The sequence below is a fragment of the Nocardia asteroides genome (assembly GCF_021183625.1).
Classification (GTDB): domain Bacteria; phylum Actinomycetota; class Actinomycetes; order Mycobacteriales; family Mycobacteriaceae; genus Nocardia; species Nocardia asteroides_A.
Genome location: NZ_CP089214.1, coordinates 5,374,709 through 5,395,906, shown reverse-complemented (window position 1 = coordinate 5,395,906; position 21,198 = coordinate 5,374,709). Strand labels below are relative to the sequence as shown.

The window sequence follows — 21,198 nt, the reverse complement described above, 5'->3', positions numbered from 1 at the left end:
CGGTGTCAACCGCGCACACGTGTGACGGCAGCAACAATGACGCGAGGAAGTCGTGGTGAACGCATGTATGCTCAGCGATGTGACTGAGCAGGCGGCCACCCGGGGCGAGCGCAAGGAGCGCACGCGGCAGGCACTGCTCGACGGCACGCTCACGCTCGCCGCCGAGCGGGGTTTCGCCGCCCTCAGCCTGCGCGAGATCGCCCGGTCGGCGGGAATCGTACCGACCGCCTTCTACCGCCACTTCCCCTCCCTCGACGATCTGGGCCGGGCCCTGGTCGACGACGGGGTGAAGGCGCTACGGCTGGCGTTGCGCGAGGTCAGGCGGAATTCCGGGACGCAGCTTTCGGAGATCGTGCGCTTCGTCTTCGATCAGGTGCGCGCAAAGCGGGAGCTGTTCGGCTTCTTCGCGCGCGAGCGGCACGGTGGCTCGGCGGTGATCCGCGGCGCGATCGCGCTGGAGATCCAGCTGATCGTGCGCGAGCTCGTCACCGACCTCTCCCGGGTGCCGACGCTGGACACCTGGAGCTCGGACGATCTGGAGATCGCGGCGGAGCTGCTCGTGGCAACGGTCTCGGACGGAATCGCCGCGTTCGTCTCGGTGCCGGAGCGCGAGGAGTCCGCGATCGTGGAGCTGACTGTGCGCAAGGTCACGCTGATCGGCGTCGGCATGGGCTCCTGGAAACCGCCGCGGGGCTGAGCGCTCAGTACTCCTTCGCGCCGGGCGGCTCCGCCACCTCGGCCCGGTCCGGGCTGCGCACCGGGAGCAGGACGAGCAGCCCCGCCGCGAGCACGAGCACCAGCCCGACGATGCCGGCGCGGTCGGCGTCGAAGATCCAGACGAAGAGCCCGAACAGCCCGGGCGCGAGGAACGACACCGCGCGCCCGGTGGTGGTGTAGAGCCCGAACAGCTGCCCCTCCCGGCCGGGCGGGGCGAGCCGGGCCAGGAACGAGCGCGCCGCCGCCTGCGCGGGCCCGACGAACGCGGTGAGCAGCAGCCCGAACACCCAGAACAGCACCGGCCCGGACACCAGCAGCAGCCCGATCCCGCAGATCACCATGCCCGCCAGCGAGACCACGATCACCGGCTTCGGCCCGATGGTGTCGTCGAAGCGACCGGCGGCCACCGCGCCGATCGCGGCGATCACGTTCGCGGCGACGCCGAAGAGCAGCACATCGGAGTCGGCGATGCCGTAGACGTTCACCGCGAGCACCGCGCCGAAGGTGAAGACCCCGGCCAGCCCGTCCCGGAAGACCGCGCTGGCCAGCAGGAACTGCACGGTGCGGCGGTCGACGCGCCAGAGCTCGCGCAGGTCGCGCCAGAGCACCCGGTACGAGCCGAGCAGCCCGGCGTCGGCGGCGCCCGGGTCGGCGTCGGTGCGCGGCAGCTCGGGGACCGCGAAGAGCACCGGCAGCGCGAAGGCCGCGAACCAGACCGCGGCCAGCATCGCCACCAGGCGGATGTTCAGCCCGTCGTCGGTGGGGACGCCGAGCAGCCCGCGGCTGTCGCCGTCCCCGGCGATGAAGCCGAAGTAGCAGATCAGCAGCAGGAAGATCCCGCCGAAGTACCCCATGGCCCAGCCGAAGCCGGAGACCCGGCCGATGGTCCGCGGCGTCGAGACCTGGCGCAGCATGGCGTTGTAGGGCACGTTCGCCAGCTCGAAGAAGGCGGCGCCGAAGGCGAGCAGCACCAGCCCGAGCCAGAGGTCGCCGTGGTCGTCGTGCACGAAGAACATGCCGGTCATGCAGGCGACGGTGAGGCCGGTGAGCACCCCGAGCGCGCGCTTGCGGCCGGCCGCCGCGTCGAAGTACTGCCCGCTGACCGGGGCGGTCAGCGCCACCACCAGCCCGCCCGCGGCGAGCGCCCAGGCCAGCCAGGCGCTGGCCGAGGTACCGCCGGGCAGGTCGTCGCCGACCGTGTCGGTGAGGTACACCGAGAAGACGAAGGTGAGGATGACGGCGTTGAACGCCGACGAGCCCCAGTCCCACAGCCCCCAGGCCACCACCTGTCCGCGCGTGGCCGCGCCACCGACGGTGGCCCGGGCGTTCACCTCCGTCATACCGGGCAGCCTATCCGGGTCGGGGCCGGGAATCGCAGCGAAACGCCCTATGCAACCAATTGCATAGTACTCGGTGTTACGACTATCCTTCCGGCATGGCCCTCGAGCACGCCCTGCTGGTCTCGCTCACCGAGCGGGCCGGTTCCGGGTACGAACTGGCGCGCCGCTTCGACAAGTCCATCGGCTACTTCTGGCGCGCCACGCACCAGCAGATCTACCGGGTGCTCAAGCGGATGGCCGAATCCGGCTGGGTGGTCGGCGAATCGGTGCCGCAGGCGGGCAGGCCGGACAAGAAGGTCTACGCCGTCTCCGCGGCGGGCCGGGCCGAGCTGGCCCGCTGGATCGCCGAGCCCACCGACACCGGAATGCCGCGCAACGAGCTCGGCGTGAAGATCCGCGGCGCCGCGCACGGCGACGTCGCCGCGCTCTGCGTCGAGGTGGAGCGGCACCGCGAGCAGCACGCCGCCCGGCTCGAGGTCTTCCGCATGCTGGAGAAGCGTGATTTCCCCGCGCCGGAGCAACTCTCCGGCACCACCCTGCACCAGTACCTGGTCCTGCGCGGCGGCATCCGCGTCGAGACCGGCTTCGTCGACTGGTGCGACGAAGTACTCCGGGCGCTGCGCCCGGGAAAGGCCGGGCCCGCATGACTCGCTTCCCGCACCTGCTCGAGCCGCTCGACCTCGGGCACGTCACGCTGCCCAACCGGGTGGTCATGGGCTCCATGCACACCGGGCTGGAGGACCGGGCCCGCGACATTTCCAGACTCGCCGCGTACTTCGCCGAACGCGCGCGCGGCGGGGTCGGGCTGATCGTCACCGGCGGCTACGCGCCGAACCGCACCGGCTGGCTGCTCCCGCTCGGCGCCAAGCTGACCAGCACCGCCGAGGCGCTGCGGCACCGCGAGGTCACCGCCGCGGTGCACGAGGCGGGCGGGCTGATCGCGCTGCAGATCCTGCACGCCGGGCGCTACTCGTACTGGCCGGCCAGCGTCTCCGCCTCCGCGATCAAGGCGCCGATCAACCCGTTCCGGCCGCGCGCGCTGTCGGCCCGCGGCATCGAGCGCACCATCGACGACTACGTGCGCTGCGCCCGGCTGGCCCGGCTGGCCGGGTACGACGGGGTCGAGATCATGGGCGGCGAGGGGTATTTCCTCAATCAGTTCCTCGCCCCGCGCACCAATCGGCGCACGGACCGCTGGGGCGGCTCGGCGGCGAACCGGCAGCGCATCGCGGTGCAGATCGTGCGCCGGATCCGCGCCGAGCTCGGCACCGACTTCCTGCTGCTCTTCCGGCTCTCCATGGCCGAGTTCGTGGAGCAGGGGCAGACGCTCACCGAGATCACCGCGCTGGCACGGGAACTCGAGGCCGCCGGGGTGGACATCCTGAACACCGATATCGGCTGGCACGAGGCCAGGGTGCCGACCATCGTCACCTCGGTGCCGCGCGCCGCCTTCACCGAGTTCACCGCGCGGATCACCCGCGCCGTCTCGATCCCGGTCTGCGCCTCCAACCGGATCAACATGCCCGAGGTGGCCGAGGAGATCCTGACCCGCGGCGACGCCGCGCTGGTCTCCATGGCCAGGCCGCTGCTGGCCGACCCGGACTGGGTGCGCAAGGCCGCGGCCGACCGGGCGGACGAGATCAACACCTGCATCGCCTGCAACCAGGCCTGCCTCGACCACGCCTTCCGGCACAAGACCGTCTCCTGCCTGGTCAACCCGCGCGCCTGCCACGAGACCGAGCTGACGCTGCTGCCCACCCGGCGCGGCAAGCGGGTCGCGGTGGTCGGGGCCGGGCCCGCCGGGCTCGCCGCGGCGGTCGCGCTGGCGCAGCGCGGGCACGCCGTCGAGCTCTTCGAGGCCGAGGAACGGATCGGCGGGCAGTTCGACCTGGCGCGGCGGATTCCGGGCAAGGAGGAGTTCGACGAGTCGATCCGGTACTTCACCCGCATGCTCGAGGTCACCGGCGTCACGGTGCGGCTGAGCCGCCGGGTCACGGCCGCCGAGCTGATCGCGGGCGGGTACGACGAGGTCGTGCTGGCCACCGGGGTGCGGCCGCGGATCCCGGACATCCCCGGCATCGACCACCCGATGGTGATCTCCTACGCCGAGCTGGTGCGCGCGGAGAAGCAGCCCGGCGAGCGGGTCGCGGTGATCGGCGCGGGCGGGATCGGCTACGACATCAGCGAATTCCTCACCGTCGACGGTCATCCCACGCTGAAGCTCGACGAGTGGAAGGCGGAGTGGGGGGTGAGCCTCGACGAGGAGCTGCCCGGGCAGCTCACTGCCCCGCGCCCCGCGCCCGCCGCCCGCGATGTGGTGCTGCTACAGCGCAAGCCGGGTGCGTTCGGCGCCACGCTCGGCAAGACCAGCGGGTGGGTGCACCGGGCCGCGCTGAAGGCCAAGGGCGTCGAGCGGATCGGCGGGGTGAACTACGAGCGCATCGACGACGCCGGACTGCACATCAGCTTCGGCCCCGAGCGCAAGCGGCCCCGGCTGATCCCGGTGGACACCGTGGTGATCTGCGCCGGTCAGGAGCCGGTCCGCGAGCTGGCCGACCCGCTGCGCGCCGCGGGCGTCACCCCGCACGTGATCGGCGGCGCCGACGTGGCGGCGGAACTCGACGCCAAGCGCGCCATAGACCAGGGCACCCGCCTGGCCGCGCGGCTCTGATCCGCATCGCCGGACTGGCCCACCGCGGCAAAATTCAGTCGAACGGCGCTTGCGCCGAGTGACAGTGCAGTGCCGCCGACCGCAGGCCGCCGACATCGACCGGATCGGCCGGGGGCTCGGGGGCCAGGCCCGCCATCCCCTAGGCTCACCCGGGTGAGCCTGCCCTCCCCCACCACCGACAACCGCGCCGTCGTCACCGGCGCCTCCTCCGGCATCGGCACCGCGCTCGCCGCCGAACTCGCCGCCCGCGGCTACTCGCTGATCCTCGTCGCCCGGCGCGAGGAGCTGCTCACCGCGCTCGCCGACGAGCTCACCGCCAAGCACGGCATCACCGCCGAGGTGCGCGCGGTCGACCTCGCCGACCGGGCCGCGCGGGCGCCGCTCACCGCGGAGCTGGCCGGCCGCGACATCGCGGTGCTCTGCAACAACGCGGGCATCGCGACCTTCGGCGCGGTCGCCGAACTCGACCCCGCCTACGAGCGGGACCAGCTCGAGCTGAACGCCGTCGCGGTGCACGACCTCAGCCTCGCGGTGCTGCCCGGCATGCTGGCCAACCGCGCGGGCGGCATCCTGATCAGCGGCTCGGCCGCGGGCAATATGCCGATCCCGAACAACACCACCTACGCCGCCAGCAAGGCCTTCGCCAACACCTTCTCCGAGTCGCTGCGCGGCGAGCTCAAGGGCACCGGCGTGCACGTCACGCTGCTCGCCCCCGGCCCGGTGCGCACCGAGATCCCGGACCCCGCCGATGCCTCCATCGTGGACCGGCTGGTGCCCGGCTTCATGTGGGTCTCGTCCGAGTACACCGCAAAGGTGTCGCTGGACGCGCTGGCCAAGAACAAGATGCGCGTGGTCCCCGGGCTGATCAGCAAGGGCATGAGCGTCGCCGGGCAGTACGGCCCGCGCGCCGTCACCGCCCCGGTCGCCGGCGCCTTCTACCGCAGGCTCGGGAGCTAGGCCCGACCGGTCAGCGGCGCTTGCGGGTGCCGAAGATCGATCGGCTGATCTCCCTGCCCGCGGCGCTCGCGGCCGACCGCAGGAAGCTCTTCACCGCCGGGTTCTTCAGGATGCGGTCGGCCGCCGACTCCTCGGCCCGCTCGGCGCGCCCCGGCACCGGCTCCGGCTGCGCGGCGGCCAGTTTCGCCGCCATGATCTCGTACGCCGACTCCCGGTCGATCGTCTGCCCGTACTTCCCGTGCAGCCCGGAGGAGAGCGCGCGGGAGCGGATCGCCTCGGCGCCGATGGTGTCCATGAGTGAGCGCGGCGGGACGATCCTGGTCCAGGCCACCGGGGTCGGCGCGCCGCGCTCGGAGAGCACGGTGACGATCGCCTCGCCGGTGCCGAGCGAGGTCAGCGCGGACTCCAGGTCGTACACCTCGGTCCGCGGGTAGGTGCGCACCGTCCTGGCCAGCGCCTTCTGGTCGTCGGGGGTGAAGGCGCGCAGCGCGTGCTGCACCCGCGCGCCGAGCTGGGAGAGCACCGCGTTCGGGATGTCGGCGGGCAGCTGGGTGCAGAAGAAGACGCCGACGCCCTTGGAGCGGATCAGCTTCACCGTCTGCTCCACCTGCTCCAGGAACGCCTTGGAGGCGTCGGCGAAGAGCAGGTGCGCCTCGTCGAAGATGAAGACCAGCTCCGGCCGCTCCACGTCGCCGACCTCGGGCAGGGTCTGGAACAGCTCGGCCAGCACCCACATCAGGAAGGTGGAGAAGAGCACCGGCCGCGCCGCCTGCTCGCCCAGCTCGAAGAGCGTGATCACGCCGCGGCCGTCCACCCGGCGCACCAGGTCGGCCGGGTCCAGCTCCGGCTCGCCGAAGAAGGTGTCGCCGCCCTCGGCCTCCAGGTTCACCAGGGCGCGCAGGATCACCCCGGCGGTGGCCGTCGAGACACCGCCGATGCCGGCCAGCTCGGCCTTGCCGTCCGGGCTGGTCAGATGCGTGATGACGGCGCGCAGGTCCTTCAGGTCGAGCAGCGCGAGGCCGTTGCGGTCGGCCCAGTGGAAGATCAGCCCGAGCGTGGACTCCTGGGTCGGGTTGAGCCCGAGCACCTTGCTCAGCAGCACCGGGCCGAAGGAGGTGATGGTGGCCCGGATCGGCACCCCGATCCCCGCGGTGCCGAGCGAGACGAACTCGACCGGGAATTCCTCCGGTGCCCAGTCCCGCGCGCCGGTCTCGGCGGCGCGGGCGGTGAGCTGCTCGGTGCGCACGCCCCTGGCCGCGAGCCCGGAGAGATCGCCCTTCACGTCGGCCATGACCACCGGGACGCCCGCGCGCGAGAGCTGTTCGGCCAGCCCCTGCAGCGTCTTGGTCTTGCCGGTTCCGGTCGCGCCTGCGACCAGGCCGTGCCGGTTCACCGTGCGCAGCGGCAGCCGGACCACCGCCTCGGCGTCGACGACGCCGTCCACCAGCACCGCACCGAGCGTGATCGCCGCGCCGTCGGCCGCGTACCCCGCCGCGATCTCGCGCGCCGCGCCCGGCTCGCCCGCGACGGCGTAGCCCGCGGTCGCCGCCTCGACCGCGGCCACCTCGCCCGCCACCGCCGACGCACCGGTCACCGCGGGCTGCCCGAGCGCCACCTCGAGTTCCGCCGCCTCCGCCGCGGCGACCGCCTCGGCCGCGACCCGCGCCGCCTCGTCGGCGGCCCGCCTCGCCGCGGCGGCCCTCTGCTGCGGGGTCGTCATCGCGTGTCCTCCTGTACTCGAAACCATGGCAACTCCGGGGCGAACCGGGACACACTCTATCCGCGCCGATCCGGTCCGTGGCGGCACCGGTGCGTGCGGCGCCCGCGTTATGGTGCTCGGATGTCGGACAAACTTGTGGTGTGGATGGATTGCGAGATGACCGGGCTGCGGCTCGACAGCGACAAGCTGATCGAGGTGGCCGCGCTCGTCACCGACAGCGACCTCAACGTGCTCGGTGACGGGATCGACATCGTCATCCACGCCGACGACGCCGCGCTCGCCGCCATGCCGCCGGTGGTCACCGAGATGCACGCCCGCTCCGGGCTCACCGACGAGGTCCGCGCCTCCACCGTCACCCTGGCCGAGGCCGAGGAGCGGGTGCTCGCCTACATCAGGGAGTTCGTGCCCGCCCCGCGCACCGTGCCGCTGGCAGGCAACTCGATAGCCACCGACCGCGGCTTCCTGGCCAGGGACATGCCCGAGCTGGACGCGCACCTGCACTACCGGATGATCGACGTCAGCTCGATCAAGGAGCTGTGCCGCCGCTGGTACCCGCGGGTCTACTTCGGCCAGCCGGAGAAGGGGCTGGCGCACCGCGCGCTCGCCGACATCACCGAGTCCATCCGCGAACTGGACTACTACCGGCGCACCGCGTTCGTGGCGCCGCCCGGGCCGTCGAGCGCCGAGATAGCCGCCGTGACGGCCGAGCTCAGCTCCCCGCGGACGCACGGGAGCCAGGGCGATTAGCGATTCCGGCGCCGGGCACGCTACTATCGAGCGCGCCGGAACTCCGGTGCTGATGGTGAGTGTAGTTCAGCTGGTAGAGCACCAGGTTGTGATCCTGGAAGTCGCGGGTTCGAGCCCCGTCACTCACCCGAGAAGGGCCCGGGAGCGTTTCGCTCCCGGGCCCTTTCCCTTTCTGCCAGTAGCGGGCAACCATGTGACAGAAACGTTTTTCACTCCGTAGACTCCCCGTTCGGAGCGGCGTCGTCGGAATGTCGTTCCGTTCGACAGAAAGACGATCCGCCTGTGATGCGTTCCGCAGTTTTCGCCGCCGTCGCGGGTGCCACGCTGCTCGCCGGGGTCCCGGCCACCGCCGCCGCGGCCCCTGCCCCGAAGGCCGTCGCCGGCGATGCCGTGCAGCCCGTTCAGCTGAACGCGGGCACCGGCTCCGCGGGTACCGGCTCCGCCGCCGCCTTCGACACCGGCTCCTCCGCGGGCGCCACCACCACCGGCTCCTCCGGCACCGGCTCGGCGACCGCGCTGGAGAGCCTGCTCTTCGGCGGGCCGCTGCTCTGCGCCGCCATCGGCAGCGCGATGAACCGCAACCTCACCTGCCCCGGCACCGCCGGGCCGGTCATCCCCTGAGCACTCCGCCCACGTGAAAGGCCCCCGGTACGGGTACCGGGGGCCTTTCACGTCGGGGGTGGGTCAGACGTCGGCGTTGCCCGCCTTCCACTGCGCCCACGGCATGTTCCAGTCGCCGAGGCCGTCCACCGGCGAGAGCGTGCCGCCCACGGTGTTCTTGACGATGGCTATATCGCCGAGCTTGGCGTTCTCGTACACCCAGCGGGCGTTCTCCGGGCTCAGGTTCAGGCAGCCGTGGCTGGTGTTCGAGTAGCCCTGCTGCCCCACCGACCACGGTGCCGAGTGGAAGAAGATGCCGCTGTAGGACATCCGGGTGGCCCAGTCGACCGGGGTCCGGTAGCCGTCCGACGAGCTCACCGCGACGCCGTAGGTGGAGGAGTCCATGATGATGTGCTCGTGCCGGTCGGCCAGGATGTAGACGCCGTTGTCGGTGGGGGTGCTGCTCTTACCCATCGAGGTCGGCATGGTCCGGATCACCTCGCCGTTGCGCTCGACCACCACCTGCTTGGTGTTGTCGTCGGCGGTGAAGACCACCGCGTCGCCGATGGTGAAGTGCGTGTTCACGTCCTCCTGGCCGAAGAGCCCGTCGCCCAGGTCACGGCCGTAGACGTTGACCTTGACCTCGACCCTGGTGCCCGGCGCCCAGAAATGCTCCGGCCGCCAGCGGACCTCGCGGTTGTTCACCCAGTAGAAGGCGCCCTCGACCGGCGGGGTGGTGGTGACGGTGATGGCGTCCTGCGCGGCCTTGCGGTCCGGGATGTTCTCGTCGAACTGGATCGCCACCGGCTGCCCGATGCCGACCACCGCGTCCTCGGCGACGTTCAGGTACGGCTTGGTCTGGCTGTCCGGCGAGCTTGTGGTGAAGCTCACCGCGGCGGTCTGCGCGCCGCCGAGCCCGATCGCCTTCGCCTTCATCGTGTAGGTGCGGCCATAGCCGAGCACCTCGGCGGTCTGCCAGGTGCGGCCGTCCGGCGAGAGCGTGCCGTTCACCGGATTGCCCTGGTTGTTCAGCAGGTTCACCTCGGTGAACCTGCCGTCGTTCACCTGAAACGTCATCGGCATGGCAGGCGAGACGCCCTTGTCGCCGTCCTTCACCGGGGACACCAGCTTGGGTTTGATCAGCTCGGTGATGGGGTTGCGGTCGATGGCGACGCTGTCCGCCTCGACGCCCGACGAGGTCGAGCACGCCGACAGCGCCAGCGCCAGTACCGACAGCACCACCAGCGGCACGGATGCCCTCTTCCACCTCGGCCGCGCTCGATCAACTCTCATGTCAAACCCCGTTCCCGATGACCTCTTCTGTCATTCTGCCAGCAAAACGGGGCCGGCCGTGCTCGACCGGGCCCCGTTCTCGCACGGCACCTCCCTGCGGATCGCGGGCGGCCGCGAAAGCGTTAACAGCAGGTCACGGTGGGCGCGCGGGGGCACCGGATACCGATTTCACTTTCCGGCCCCCGGCCTGTTAAAGTCTCTCTCGCACCGGAACACAGCGGAGCACGCGCCATTAGCTCAATTGGCAGAGCAGCTGACTCTTAATCAGCGGGTTCGGGGTTCAAGTCCCTGATGGCGCACACGAACTACCAGGTCAAGCCCCACCTAACGGTTGGGCTTGACTCGTTCTACTGGACGATCACCAAGAAAACACCAAACAACGCAGTCGGCCGTTCATCATCCAGCGAAACGTGCACACCGATCCGACAGCCGGGCTTCACCTGTAAGGGAGCTGCAGGTCCCCGACGATCATTCGCATCACCCGATCGTTCGGCGAGGTGGTAAGCGAGCAAGCGGCGATGTCGAACAGCGTCAGTGCGGCAGGATCGAACAGTGCCAGCCTATCGCGCTCGTCATCGGCAACGTGAGGCCGATTCCCTCGGCGACCGAGCTGGCCGATGGCTGCCAGCCACCACGCGGTGGCAATAGGCCACCGGCTTCACCACGGACCCTCGCCGGTGCCCACAATGCCTCTCCGCCTGCTGCTCGAGGCGCTGCCGGACGCAGCCCGCCCCGGATCACCCAGCAATCTCGCCCATTGCATTAGTGGAAGGCGCCCAGCACGCGACAGCTAACTGTTGCGGGTCATGAGGTTGGTGTCGCCCGGGACGGGGTGAGGTGAAGAGGAGACGGGTCTCCCGGCGGCAGGATGGAAACGCCAATCCCCATCCGCCTGACCGGAAAGACCCGTCCCGTGACCCACCGTAATGCCCCGTTGTCCGTCGAGGGCCGTCGCCGGCTCGTGCACCGCTGCCGGACCCGCCCGATCGCTCACGTCGCCGCCGAGATGGGAATCTCACGCCAATGCGCGAGCAAGTGGGTCAACCGATGGCGCCGGCACGGCGAACTCGGCCTGGCCGATCGCCCATCGGTCCCGCACCATCAGCCGAGTGCGACCCCACCGCCGGTCGTAGCCCGGATCGAACGACTGCGCCGCGACCACAAATGGTCGGCTCGACGGATCGCTTTCGAACTCCACATCCAGGGCATCGAGATCGCGGTGCGCACCGTGACCCGCCAACTGAACCACCTGGGGTTGAATCGTCGCTGGTTCATCGACCCCAGCGGCGCGAACAACCGGGCACCGGGCCGGATCATCGCCCGCTGGCGCGGGCACATGGTCCACCTCGACGTGAAGAAAGTTGGACAGATCCCCGACGGCGGCGGCTGGCGCACCCACGGCAAGGGCTCTGATCAGGACAAGGCCGTGGCCCGTGCCAAGAAACACCGCACCCGAGCCCGCTACACCTACGTGCACTCCGCGGTCGACGGATTCTCCCGGCTGGCCTACACCGAAGCCCTCGGAGACGAAACCGCCGCCACGGCAATCGATTCCTTTTCCGGGCCCGGGTGTTCTTCGCCGCCCACGGCATCAGCCACATTCATCGCATCGTCACCGACAACGGCCCTGCTGCCGCGCCCACGACTTCGCGAAAGTCCTGCACGGCGCTCGTCACCAGCGCACCCGCCCCTACACACCACGCCACAACGGCAAGGTCGAGCGCTACCAGCGGATCCTGGCCGAGGAACTGCTCTACGCCCGCGAATGGACCAGCGAAAACCAGCGAACCCGAGTCCTCGCGGTCTGGAACATCCACTTCAACTACCATCGCCCCCCATTCAGCCGCCGGGAACCAGCCACCCGCCAGCCGACTCCACACCGGCGTCACCAACGTCGAGGCCTCATACCGCTGATCGGGAACGCTGCCGCGTCGCCGGCGTACCGGATGAGGTGGAGTTCGCGACGAAACAGGTTCTGGCGCAGCGGATGCTGGGCCGGGCGCTGGATGCTGGTGTGCCTGCGCGGTGGGTGACTGCGGACGAGGCGTACGGGAGTGATTCGAAGTTCCGGACCTGGCTAGAGCGCCGCAGGGTCGGGTATGTGGTCGCCGTGGCGAGCAACGCGCCGGTCTTGATGGGTCTGGGTGGCAGCCTGCGTACCGGCCGGCTCGTCGCCGACGCCCCGGCGCAGGCGTGGAAGCGCCGCAGTTGTGGTGACGGTGCGAAAGGCGCCCGGGTCTTCGACTGGGCGACGGCGACCGTGCCGACCGAGAGCTTGGCCGGGCCGGGCTGGGGACGGTGGCTGTTGGCCCGGCGATCGCTGACTCCCGGTCCCAAGGGGGAGTTCGAGATCGCCTACTACCTGTGCGGCGCCCCGCTCGGCACCACCGACGACGAGCTGATCCGGGTCGCCGGCGCCCGCTGGGCGGTCGAGGACTGTTCCCAGACCGCGAAAACCGAGGTCGGGCTCGACCACTACCAGGTCCGCCGCTACGACGCCTGGTACCGCCACATCACCCTGGCCATGCTCGCCTACACCTACCTCGCCGTCACCGCCGCGATCTCCCCAAAAGCATTGGCAGCGAACTCATCCCGCTCACCCTCGGAGAGATCCGCCGTCTCCTGGCACACCTGACCCCACCCCGCCCGGACCTCACCGCGGCACTGCGGTGGTCGGCCTGGCGCAGACGACACCAACACCGAGCAAAACAGGCCCACTACCAGCGACAACACCGACAACATCACGAAGTGATGCTGGAGTACTAAATCTTGCGGCGACAAGCTTATCAGTACGAGGCCGTTAGCGTGGAGCGACTCGCAGTTCGGTCGACTCATCTAACGACTTGGCGGCCGAGAGCCATGAGTGATCTCGTCTTTGCGAAGCCTCTCGAAAAAAATGGCCGAGTGAATGCCGGGTTCGGAGGTGGTCTACTTGACCAGCTCTTTGGTCCGGATGCCGTCGACACCGGTGGTCCGGAATTCGGAAGGGTATGTGCGAGGCACCTGGAGCAACCTCCGAGGAGGCTGCGACATCAAGCGCGTGCTCCAGTAAGGGGTTGTGCTAGCGTCAACATGCCTCACACCCGACACTTCCTGATAGGAGACGTGCAAGTTGGTCCAGTACACAGTAGTTATCACTGCGAATCTAGCGGCGGTAGACGCAAGTGGCGCGGATCGCCCGAGTCTCAGGATTGATATCGATTCTTCGGCGCCCGGCTTGGGCGTTACCGGTATCGCGATCAGTTCCGCCGAAAATTCTGAATTAACTGCTCGTGACATCGCAGCACTTAACGTGCCGGTCGTTATTGATGCATTGGTTACATATTTCGGTCGAGACTCACCGTCCGAGTCGAGACGCGAGCGCCGCAGAGACAGTGAGGTCGCAGCACGGGTTTCTGGCAAAGATTCTGATCGCCCTGAAAGGGGTAATCGTAGCGAGAGTTCCGCTTCAGTAACCAACGAGGAGGGGCCACGACGATCCTACCGAAAGATGCCGGATCCGGAGGAGCTTGCCGGACAGTATGCGATTCTTGGGACCGTTACTGCTGTGGCCCAGCATTATGGAGTTCCGCGCCATACTGCCCAAGGATGGATAGGGCGATTGCGAAAAATGGGTCAGGGTGATATCTGACATGCACTGTCGGAAATCAATGTACGAGAGTTGGAGATGACTGAAGATTTTATTGTATCCATAACTGAGGTGGCAACCGGAATAACCTTGGCGTCAGCAAAATTAGGCGTGGGCGACGGCGAAGTACGCTTACTCGAAGTGCGGGCGGTTGCTGGGCGACTCCCGATGCTTCCCGAAGCGCTTGAGAGCGCTGATTTCAAGTTGATTGTTCAAATGGCACGTATGTTAGCGGACCTGAAACAATCAGAGGCGAGGAGCGTTGCTGCTGAAGCGCCTGTGCCGTCGGAGCCATCTTCAGTTGTCTGTGCGGCGGAAATTCCGGCCGAAGATGTGGTACCTGCCGAGCCTACGATGGATTCACCCATTGTGCTGCAAAACGAAGATCGGGCGAACGCCAAAGCGGTTGACAACGGGACAGATTCGCAGCCGAACTCGGAACCCTCGAAGCGGCGACCGAGCCACAGCAGCACGGGTATGCCTTCGGACTTCGGCGTCAATTACTGGCGGCTCGGAAGTATCACAAAAGTAGCCCGCCACTACGATGTGCCGCATCATATCGCTAAAGATTGGATTAGATTACTGCAGGAAAGCGGGAATCTCTCCGGAGCTTGGCCGCCGAAGAGTTCGCGGCCGTTGCGGCGACGGAATTGAAAGTTGGAGATGACTGAAGATTTTATTGTATCCATAGCTGAGGTGGCAACCGGAATAACCTTGGCGTCAGCAAAATTAGGCGTGGGCGACGGCGAAGTACGCTCACTCGAAGTGCGGGCGGTTGCTGGGCGACTCCCAGTGCTTCCCGAAGCGCTAGAGAGCGCTGATTTTAAGTTGATTGTTCAAATGGCACGTATGTTAGCGGACCTGAAACAATCAGAGGCGAGGAGCGTTGCTGCTGAAGCGCCTGTGCCGTCGGAGCCATCTTCAGTTGTCTGTGCGGCGGAAATTCCGGCCGAAGATGTGGTACCTGCCGAGCCTACGATGGATTCACCCTCTGTGCTGCAAAACGAAGATCGGGCGAACCCCAACGCGGTTGACAACGGGACAGATTCGCAGCCGAACTCGGAACCCTCGAAGCGGCGACCGAGCCACAGCAGCACGGATATGCCCTCGGACTTCGGCGTCAATTACTGGCGGCTCGGAAGTATCACAAAAGTAGCGCGCCACTACGATGTGCCGCATCATATCGCTAAACAATGGATAGCATCTCTGTCGCAAGAAGCTCGGTTGGAGACCGCTAAGGCGATGTTGAGTACGCGTGAGTCGAATGATCAGCTCGTAATCCCGGAGCGCGGTCTCGCAGTTGCTGACCGTCTTGGGGCGGGTAATGGTTCTCAAGATGTGCGGGTTATGCGTGATTTCGCCGAACAGAAGCGCCGGCAGGTGACATGTCCCACATGCGGCACGCGACCAAGCGCAGGTTACGGAAAGCTTCAACTTTCGTCCGATATCGAATTTCGTTGGTTCGAGTTGGACACTTCTACCGATAATGCCGGAGGCCTGATTGTAACTAGACACTGCGTGGCATGCCAACCTGCTGTACGTTTTCCTGTTTCATGTGCTTTTCAATCTTGCGAAGAAGGGCCTATCTTGGGTGGGCAGCTCGCCGAAGACGCTCACTCCTCGGGTGGCCGGGTACCTGAAACCGTTATTCGGTTGCTTCTTCGTCGTGGATGGGCGGCTGAAGGGGAAGTGCTGCTATGCCCTCAGCATATTGGCTCGTCGGGGCGGGTGTAACACGTGCGGTGAGCACTTGCAAGGCGTCGTACTGATAAGCTTGTCGCCGCAAGATTTAGTACTGCAACGGCATTTAGGTGAGTGGGTGTCCGCGTCGGCGGTAGTGCGATAGGCGGGCTTGGCGCTGGCGTCGGCGTCGCCAGTCCGGCCACGCCCAGACCTGCCGGGCTCACCGTAGTGCCGGTTGGGCAAGGGCGCTGGTGAGGCGTCGGATCTCCGGTAGCGTGAACGCGATCCTGCCCGGATCGCCGACACCGGTTCCCCCTTTGCGGCAACGGCTTTCGCCTCGGCGAGCCAGGCCAGGCCAGGCCAGGCCAGGCCAGGCCAGGGCGAGCATCGACAAGGTGATGTGGGCATACCAGGCTCGCCAGGAACGAACCTGGTAGCGATCCAAGCCGGCTTCGTTCTTGGCCTGCTGGAAGCATTCCTCGATCCGCCGTCGCGATCCGGCGATCCAGGCCAGATCGTCGGTGGTCGACCGGCGGGGCCCGTAGCAGACACGTAGTAGGCGATCTCGCCCGGTCGGTGATGCTGCGCCGGGCCAGCAGCCGGTGCCCGCGCCCAGTCGTAGTCACGAGGCCCGTGCGCCCCGGCACCGGCGGAGATCCGCTGCCACCCCCGCGCCGGCACCGCCGCCACCAACCCATCCGCGCGGACCTGGCCCAGCCCGCGGGTGCTGAGGGTGTCGTTGCGGCGGGTCGCCAGCACGTGGGCGAGGTCGTGCTGTCCGAGCCGGAACCGCAAGTATTTGACCTGCCCGTAGGCTTCGGCGGCGGCAAACCAGCGAAACGGCACCTCCGCGGCCAGAGCACGCTCCAGCATCGCCATCACCAACCGCGGCTTGGTCACGAACCCGACCTCGTCGGGAACCCCCGCTCCGCGGCAGCGCTCGCGATCGTCGGTCCAGGACTCGGGCAGCTGGCGCCGTTGCTCGGACAGGCGGCGGTGCCGCGACTGGCCGGTGGCCCGCCCCGGCGCACTCCGCAGGTGGTTATCGCCGACAAGGCCTACTCTTCCGCGGCCAACTGGGCCTTGCTGCGGCGCAGAGGTATCCGCACCGTGATCCCGAAGCGGTCCGATCAGATCGGTCACCGCAAACGCCGCGGCAGCCGCGGTGGACGGCCTCCGGGTTTCGACCGGCAGACCTACAAGCCGCGCAACGTCGTCGAACGGGCTTTCAACAGGGCCGAGCACTGGCGCGCGGTCGCCACCCGATTCGACAAACTGGCCCACACCTACCACGCCGGAGTTGTGCTGGCCTTGATCATCGAATGGCTGAGAGCACTAGGAGACACCACCTAGGACCGTTATTGCGTCATTACCGAGCCTGCACTCGGCAAACTGTCGGGTTGAGATGATTCCGATGTCGAAGTGCATCAAGGTGTCTACGTATTTTTCCGGATCCAGTCGTCCAAGATTTTCCCACCTAGTTCACTACTTATAATCGATCGATCAACCGCGCTCATCACGGCTTCCTGCACGGATCGCTTCGCGATGTCCTTTTCGACATCCGCGAAAAGCGCACGGCTAGACGCGTGGTCGGTTCGGCCGAATTGGAGGTTGGAAGTCTCGATCACGACGACACGATCAGCCATCTCGGCATGTCCAGATTCCGTCAGCGCCACTTCCGCCCGCGTCGCAATAGTTCGAACTACGACCCCACTGGAGCCATAAAGATAAGACTTGCCTTCGCAGGCGCCAACCACGGTGACGACGTCACCCACTTCCAGAGGCCAGCCATGTCGGTCTAACACGAAAACTCCTTCAACATGAGATACCCACCGCGCGAACCCGTTACGGCTCGTCGAACCGACTGCCGACGTTCGGAAAACAGCGCCGAGCCTTCCCGCGGTGTCGTCTGTTCGGAACTCGAGCACCTGTACTGTCAGGTGCCGACGCAATCCGGCGTACAACCAGACAGAACGCGCTTAATCGACGCAATGAGACTTTCACTTTCCTTGATCAAATAGAAATGACCGCCCGGGTAGGTATCCAGCGCAAATGCTCCGGATGTATGGAACCTCCAGCTATGGGCTTCGTCGACACTGACTCTTGGGTCATCGATGCCACAGTGAGCATAGATCGGGGCGGTCAATCGGGAGTTCGGATCGTGCTTGTAAGTCTCCACCGCACAGTAGTCCGCTCGGATCACCGGCAATAGCGAGGACATCAGATCTGCGTCATTTAGTATTCGACCATCGGTTCCTTCCATCTTGACGATCTCCGCCATCAGGGCGTCATCACTCAGGAGATGAGCCCTCTCACTGCTGTACAGAGACGGTGCACGGCGACCAGATACGAATAGCGCCACCAGACTGATACCGAAACTTTGCAGTCGTAGGGCTACCTCGTAGGCAATCAATGCCCCCATGCTGTGGCCGAAAAGCGCAAGAGGTCGGTCGTTTTCGGATTTGAGCTGGACTGCCACAGCGTCCGCAATCGCATCTATTCTGCCGATCGGTGACTCCGACCGACGGTCCTGTCGTCCCGGATACTGAATCGCCAGGACCTCACAGGACGGCGAAAACGCCTTGGCGACGGGAAGATAGAAGCTGGCGGCGCCGCCGGCGTGCGGAAAACATGCCAGTCGCACTTCCGGCTCCGCCGACGGGTAGTAGCGCCTTACCCACAAACTCGACTTCGCATTTCCATCCATATTTGTTTCCTTTTCGATGAAGCGTCGGATCAGGCCATGAACACGTCTTTAGTACGCGATCAAACCCGAGCACCACTCTTCGATAATCCCGGCCACCGCCGGAGCATCGACTGTATTTATCGAGTAATGGTCTGCTTGAACTTTGCGTACGATTTGGGTGGACGACCACGGCTCGGCCAGAACGTATTCTAGTTTTCCGCCCGGCGATTTAACGTGGAAGAGCGGGTTCACACACTGCACGAACAGCACATCCACATTCAGAGGAGACGCTTTGTACTCTTCGAGAAGGCCTAGCCATACCGCAGATGCCGTCAAATTCGCGTTACTGATCTTCCAAAACTCTGATTCACGAACCAGTGGATCTTTCAGGAAATCGTCCGGGTCGATTTCTTTCGCTTGTTCCATCGACAAGCTGTCGAGAAGGGCGATACCAGCGAGATTCGACTGCCCAGCCGACTCCATCCTGTTGCCGACCGCATGTGCGAGCACTCCACCTGAAGAGAATCCAGCCAGAACAAATGGATCTCCGCCTGCGACCGATCTAACCGCCGCAGCGAGATCATCAATGGCCGCAGACAACGAATCCGGTACGAGCTCACCGCTCTTGAAACCCGGAAGCGCAATGCTTGTCACTTTCCTGTTTCCCCTGAACTCTTTGGCCATCGACGCATGCTGATGCACACCACTGGTGACAGTCGGAGTGGTCAACAAAATAAGCTGCGGCTGTCGATGCCCGCTACTGAGTTCCGCGTGAACAGTTGCCTGGGAGGGCGTTTCGGCAGTCCCGAAAGACGGGCGCAGTAGTCCCGCGGTGCGACTCAGTTGTATTCCCGCTTCCACCCGACCGGACTCGACGGCTCGCTTGTAGAGCGCTACCAAAGACAGATCGCTGTCAGCGCCTTCAATTTCTCTGTCCGAGGATGGAGACCGCGACCATCGTTGGTCGAGCTCGGTCAGAATATGGTCCGCCAGATCGGTCATTGTCGGGTGGTCGAAGACGAGTGTGGCTGGGAGTCGTAGTCCGGTAGTGGTGTTGAGGCGGTTGCGGACTTCTACTGCGGTGAGGGAGTCGAATCCGAGGTCTCGGAAGTTGTGGTCGGCGGTGATGGTGTCGGTGTTGGAGTGGCCGAGCACGATTGCGACTTGGTTGGCGATGGTTTCGAGGATGGTTGTGTGTCGTTCCGATCGGGATAGTGGGGTGAGTCGTTCGCGTAGTCCGGTTCCGTTGTTGGTTGTGGCGCGTGGTGTGTTGGTTGCTATCAGTCCGCGTAGGAGTGGTGGCAGTGTGCCTGCGCGGTCTTGTGTGGTCAGGGTTGTGGTGTCCCAGTGGACGGCGACGACTGCGGGGCTGGGTTGTTGCAGGGCGGCGTCGAACATGGCCAGTCCTTGCTGGGGCGACAGGCCTGTGACGCCGCTGTGTCCGGTGTGGGTGTCATCGAGGTGTCCGGTCATCCCGGTGCGGGAGCTCCATAGTCCCCATGCGATCGAGGTCGCGGTCTGTCCTCGGGCGTGGCGGTGTTCGGCCAGTGCGTCGAGGAAGGTGTTGGCTGCGGCGTAGTTGGCTTGGCCTGGGTTACCTACTACACCTGATGCCGAGGAATACAACACGAACAGTGCCAGGTCGGTGTTGCGGGTCAGTTCGTGGAGGTGCCAGGCGGCGTCGACCTTGGTCTGTAGCACTGGTGTCATGCGTTCTTCGGTCAGTGAGGTGATCGTTGCGTCGTCGAGCACGCCTGCAGCGTGGATCACGCCGGTCAGTGGTGCGTGGGCGGGTACCGCGGCCAGTAGTCGGGCTACCGCGTCGCGGTTCGATACATCGCAGGCCAGCACCTGCACCTGGGCGCCGAGTTCGCTCAGTTGTGTCACCAGTTCGGTGACGCCCTGGGCGTGTGGTCCGCGGCGGCTGGCCAGTACCAGCGATCGCACTCCGTGTGTGGTCACCAGGTGGCGGGCCAGCATGGCACCCAGTCCTCCGGTTCCGCCGGTGATCACCACTGTGCCGGTCGAGATGGTGGGGCCGGTGCCGGTGTTCGGGGGGATCGTCAAGACGACTTTGCCGATGTGCCGCGCACGGCTGATGTAGCGGAAGGCCTCCGGTGCTCGACGGATATCCCATACCTTGACCGGCGGTGGATCCAATGCGCCGGTATCGAAGAGTGTTTTGAGCTCTTGGAGCATCTGTTGGACACGGTCTGGGCCGGCTTCGATCAGATCGAAGGTCTGATATTGCACCCCGGGGTGGTGTATCGCGATATCGCTGTGGTCGCGGTTATCTGTTTTGCCCATTTCGAGGAAGCGTCCACCGCGGGGTAGGAGCCGTAGGGAGGCATCGATGTACTCGCCGGTCAGCGAGTTCAGGACTACATCCACACCGTGGCCGTCGGTGGCTGCCCGGAACGTGTCCTCGAAATCGAGTGAGCGGGAGTCTGCGATGTGTTCTTCATCGAATCCCGTGGACCGCAGAGTGTCTTGCTTGTTCCTGCTTGCCGTGCCGTACACGTCCACACCCCAGTGGCGGGCCAGCTGGGTGGCCGCTGTTCCCACACCGCCCGCCGCGGCATGGACCAGCAGCCGTTCGCCCGGTTGGATGCGCGCCAGGTCGTGCAGTCCGTAGTAGGCGGTGAGGAATACCACCGAGACCGCTGCCGCGTCGGTGAACGACCAGCCCCGGGGCATGTGGGTGATCATTCTGTGGTCGGTCACCGCGACGGGGCCCAGACCGCTGAGGATCAATCCCATCACCCGGTCACCCGGTTCGAATCCCTCGGCACCGGGGCCGACCTCGGTGACCACTCCCGCAGCTTCACGTCCCATACGGAAGTCCTCTGCGGGCACCATGCCCAGGCAGATGAGGACATCTTTGAAGTTCAGGGCGCCGGCCCGTACCGCAATCCGTACCTGTCCGGTGTCCAGCGGCTCACTATCGGCTCGGTTCGGCCGCAGGACAAGCCCGTCCACGGTCCGGTCGCCCGCCTCCAGTTGCCACGACGCCGACTCCGGAACCACCAGCCCCTGCTGCGCGGGCAGGCGGGTCAGGCGGGCCATGTGCAACACACCGCTGCGGATCATCAGCTGGGACTCACCACACGCGAGTATCGCCTCGACCGGCACGTCCGGCTCGGGACTGCTGCCGGG

At 66.4% G+C, this 21,198-nt stretch carries 15 protein-coding genes, 2 tRNA genes and 3 pseudogenes; 13 read left to right on the top strand and 7 right to left on the bottom strand.

Annotation, left to right across the window (positions count from 1 at the left end):
- The first annotated feature begins 79 nt into the window (after window positions 1-79).
- Window positions 80-697, top strand: a complete 618-nt coding sequence (locus LTT61_RS24890) for a TetR family transcriptional regulator (RefSeq protein ID WP_332909205.1) — start codon at window positions 80-82, stop codon at window positions 695-697.
- 4 nt (window positions 698-701) lie between these two features.
- Here the strand turns inward: LTT61_RS24890 and LTT61_RS24885 are convergent, their stop codons facing one another.
- Window positions 702-2,090 carry an MFS transporter gene (locus LTT61_RS24885; RefSeq protein ID WP_332909254.1) on the bottom strand — a complete coding sequence of 463 codons (1,389 nt, stop codon included), beginning with the start codon at window positions 2,088-2,090 and terminating at the stop codon, window positions 702-704.
- A gap of 62 nt (window positions 2,091-2,152) precedes the next feature.
- On the opposite strand from LTT61_RS24885, the gene LTT61_RS24880 reads away from it, so the two are divergent.
- The 3 genes from LTT61_RS24880 (at window position 2,153) to cmrA (ending at window position 5,685) form a co-directional block, all read left to right on the top strand.
- Complete coding sequence (locus LTT61_RS24880) at window positions 2,153-2,704, top strand: PadR family transcriptional regulator (RefSeq protein WP_233016458.1); 552 nt, start codon at window positions 2,153-2,155, stop codon at window positions 2,702-2,704.
- Window positions 2,701-4,728, top strand: a complete 2,028-nt coding sequence (locus LTT61_RS24875; protein WP_233016457.1) for an NADPH-dependent 2,4-dienoyl-CoA reductase — start codon at window positions 2,701-2,703, stop codon at window positions 4,726-4,728. The genes LTT61_RS24880 and LTT61_RS24875 overlap by 4 nt, the downstream gene beginning before the upstream one ends.
- A 153-nt stretch (window positions 4,729-4,881) precedes the next feature.
- On the top strand, window positions 4,882-5,685 hold the full coding sequence (gene cmrA / locus LTT61_RS24870; protein WP_233016456.1) for a mycolate reductase: 804 nt from the start codon (window positions 4,882-4,884) through the stop codon (window positions 5,683-5,685).
- 10 nt (window positions 5,686-5,695) lie between these two features.
- Here cmrA and LTT61_RS24865 read toward each other — a convergent pair whose 3' ends face one another.
- Window positions 5,696-7,405 carry a helicase HerA-like domain-containing protein gene (locus LTT61_RS24865; protein WP_233016455.1) on the bottom strand — a complete coding sequence of 570 codons (1,710 nt, stop codon included), beginning with the start codon at window positions 7,403-7,405 and terminating at the stop codon, window positions 5,696-5,698.
- 120 nt (window positions 7,406-7,525) lie between these two features.
- Between LTT61_RS24865 and orn the strand changes: the two genes are divergently transcribed.
- From orn to LTT61_RS24850, 3 genes are all read left to right on the top strand, one after another.
- Window positions 7,526-8,152, top strand: coding sequence for an oligoribonuclease (gene orn, locus LTT61_RS24860; protein WP_233016454.1), 627 nt, complete (start codon window positions 7,526-7,528; stop codon window positions 8,150-8,152).
- A gap of 55 nt (window positions 8,153-8,207) precedes the next feature.
- A tRNA-His gene (locus LTT61_RS24855) sits at window positions 8,208-8,280 on the top strand.
- Window positions 8,281-8,437: 157 nt separating this feature from the next.
- On the top strand, window positions 8,438-8,773 hold the full coding sequence (locus LTT61_RS24850) for a hypothetical protein (RefSeq protein ID WP_233016453.1): 336 nt from the start codon (window positions 8,438-8,440) through the stop codon (window positions 8,771-8,773).
- 63 nt (window positions 8,774-8,836) lie between these two features.
- Here the strand turns inward: LTT61_RS24850 and LTT61_RS24845 are convergent, their stop codons facing one another.
- Window positions 8,837-10,045, bottom strand: a complete 1,209-nt coding sequence (locus LTT61_RS24845; protein WP_233016452.1) for a L,D-transpeptidase — start codon at window positions 10,043-10,045, stop codon at window positions 8,837-8,839.
- 226 nt (window positions 10,046-10,271) lie between these two features.
- Here LTT61_RS24845 and LTT61_RS24840 point away from each other — a divergent pair.
- The 5 genes and pseudogenes from LTT61_RS24840 (at window position 10,272) to LTT61_RS24820 (ending at window position 15,407) form a co-directional block, all read left to right on the top strand.
- Window positions 10,272-10,344: transfer RNA gene (locus LTT61_RS24840), tRNA-Lys, on the top strand.
- A gap of 614 nt (window positions 10,345-10,958) precedes the next feature.
- Window positions 10,959-11,959 (top strand): annotated as a pseudogene (locus LTT61_RS24835) (IS481 family transposase).
- Window positions 11,952-12,680, top strand: a pseudogene (locus LTT61_RS24830) (IS701 family transposase); the annotation flags it as partial. The pseudogenes LTT61_RS24835 and LTT61_RS24830, both read left to right, overlap by 8 nt.
- A 1,032-nt stretch (window positions 12,681-13,712) precedes the next feature.
- Window positions 13,713-14,327, top strand: a complete 615-nt coding sequence (locus LTT61_RS24825) for a hypothetical protein (RefSeq protein ID WP_233016450.1) — start codon at window positions 13,713-13,715, stop codon at window positions 14,325-14,327.
- Between the two features lie 9 nt (window positions 14,328-14,336).
- Window positions 14,337-15,407, top strand: coding sequence for a hypothetical protein (locus tag LTT61_RS24820; RefSeq protein ID WP_233016449.1), 1,071 nt, complete (start codon window positions 14,337-14,339; stop codon window positions 15,405-15,407).
- Between the two features lie 319 nt (window positions 15,408-15,726).
- Here LTT61_RS24820 and LTT61_RS24815 read toward each other — a convergent pair.
- Window positions 15,727-16,346: pseudogene (locus LTT61_RS24815) on the bottom strand (IS701 family transposase); the annotation flags it as partial.
- Between the two features lie 6 nt (window positions 16,347-16,352).
- On the opposite strand from LTT61_RS24815, the gene LTT61_RS24810 reads away from it, so the two are divergent.
- Window positions 16,353-16,709 (top strand): transposase, encoded by a 357-nt coding sequence (locus tag LTT61_RS24810; protein WP_233016448.1) that lies wholly within the window; start codon window positions 16,353-16,355, stop codon window positions 16,707-16,709.
- A gap of 83 nt (window positions 16,710-16,792) precedes the next feature.
- Here LTT61_RS24810 and LTT61_RS24805 read toward each other — a convergent pair whose 3' ends face one another.
- From LTT61_RS24805 to LTT61_RS24795, 3 genes are all read right to left on the bottom strand, one after another.
- Entirely contained in the window at window positions 16,793-17,131 is a 339-nt protein-coding gene (locus tag LTT61_RS24805) for a hypothetical protein (RefSeq protein ID WP_233016447.1), read from the bottom strand.
- Between the two features lie 161 nt (window positions 17,132-17,292).
- Window positions 17,293-18,063, bottom strand: coding sequence for a thioesterase II family protein (locus LTT61_RS24800; RefSeq protein WP_233016446.1), 771 nt, complete (start codon window positions 18,061-18,063; stop codon window positions 17,293-17,295).
- Between the two features lie 48 nt (window positions 18,064-18,111).
- Window positions 18,112-21,174, bottom strand: coding sequence for an SDR family NAD(P)-dependent oxidoreductase (locus LTT61_RS24795; RefSeq protein ID WP_233016445.1), 3,063 nt, complete (start codon window positions 21,172-21,174; stop codon window positions 18,112-18,114).
- Window positions 21,175-21,198: the final 24 nt, after the last annotated feature.

Excerpts from the sequence above, each read along its gene's own strand:
- LTT61_RS24865 (WP_233016455.1), bottom strand. The coding sequence starts at position 7,405 with ATGACGACCCCGCAGCAGAGGGCCGCCGCGGCGAGGCGGGCCGCCGAC.
- LTT61_RS24825 (WP_233016450.1), top strand. The coding sequence starts at position 13,713 with ATGACTGAAGATTTTATTGTATCCATAACTGAGGTGGCAACCGGAATA.
- LTT61_RS24845 (WP_233016452.1), bottom strand. The coding sequence starts at position 10,045 with ATGAGAGTTGATCGAGCGCGGCCGAGGTGGAAGAGGGCATCCGTGCCG.
- LTT61_RS24800 (WP_233016446.1), bottom strand. The coding sequence starts at position 18,063 with ATGGATGGAAATGCGAAGTCGAGTTTGTGGGTAAGGCGCTACTACCCG.
- orn (WP_233016454.1), top strand. The coding sequence starts at position 7,526 with ATGTCGGACAAACTTGTGGTGTGGATGGATTGCGAGATGACCGGGCTG.
- LTT61_RS24850 (WP_233016453.1), top strand. The coding sequence starts at position 8,438 with ATGCGTTCCGCAGTTTTCGCCGCCGTCGCGGGTGCCACGCTGCTCGCC.
- LTT61_RS24875 (WP_233016457.1), top strand. The coding sequence starts at position 2,701 with ATGACTCGCTTCCCGCACCTGCTCGAGCCGCTCGACCTCGGGCACGTC.
- LTT61_RS24820 (WP_233016449.1), top strand. The coding sequence starts at position 14,337 with ATGACTGAAGATTTTATTGTATCCATAGCTGAGGTGGCAACCGGAATA.
- LTT61_RS24880 (WP_233016458.1), top strand. The coding sequence starts at position 2,153 with ATGGCCCTCGAGCACGCCCTGCTGGTCTCGCTCACCGAGCGGGCCGGT.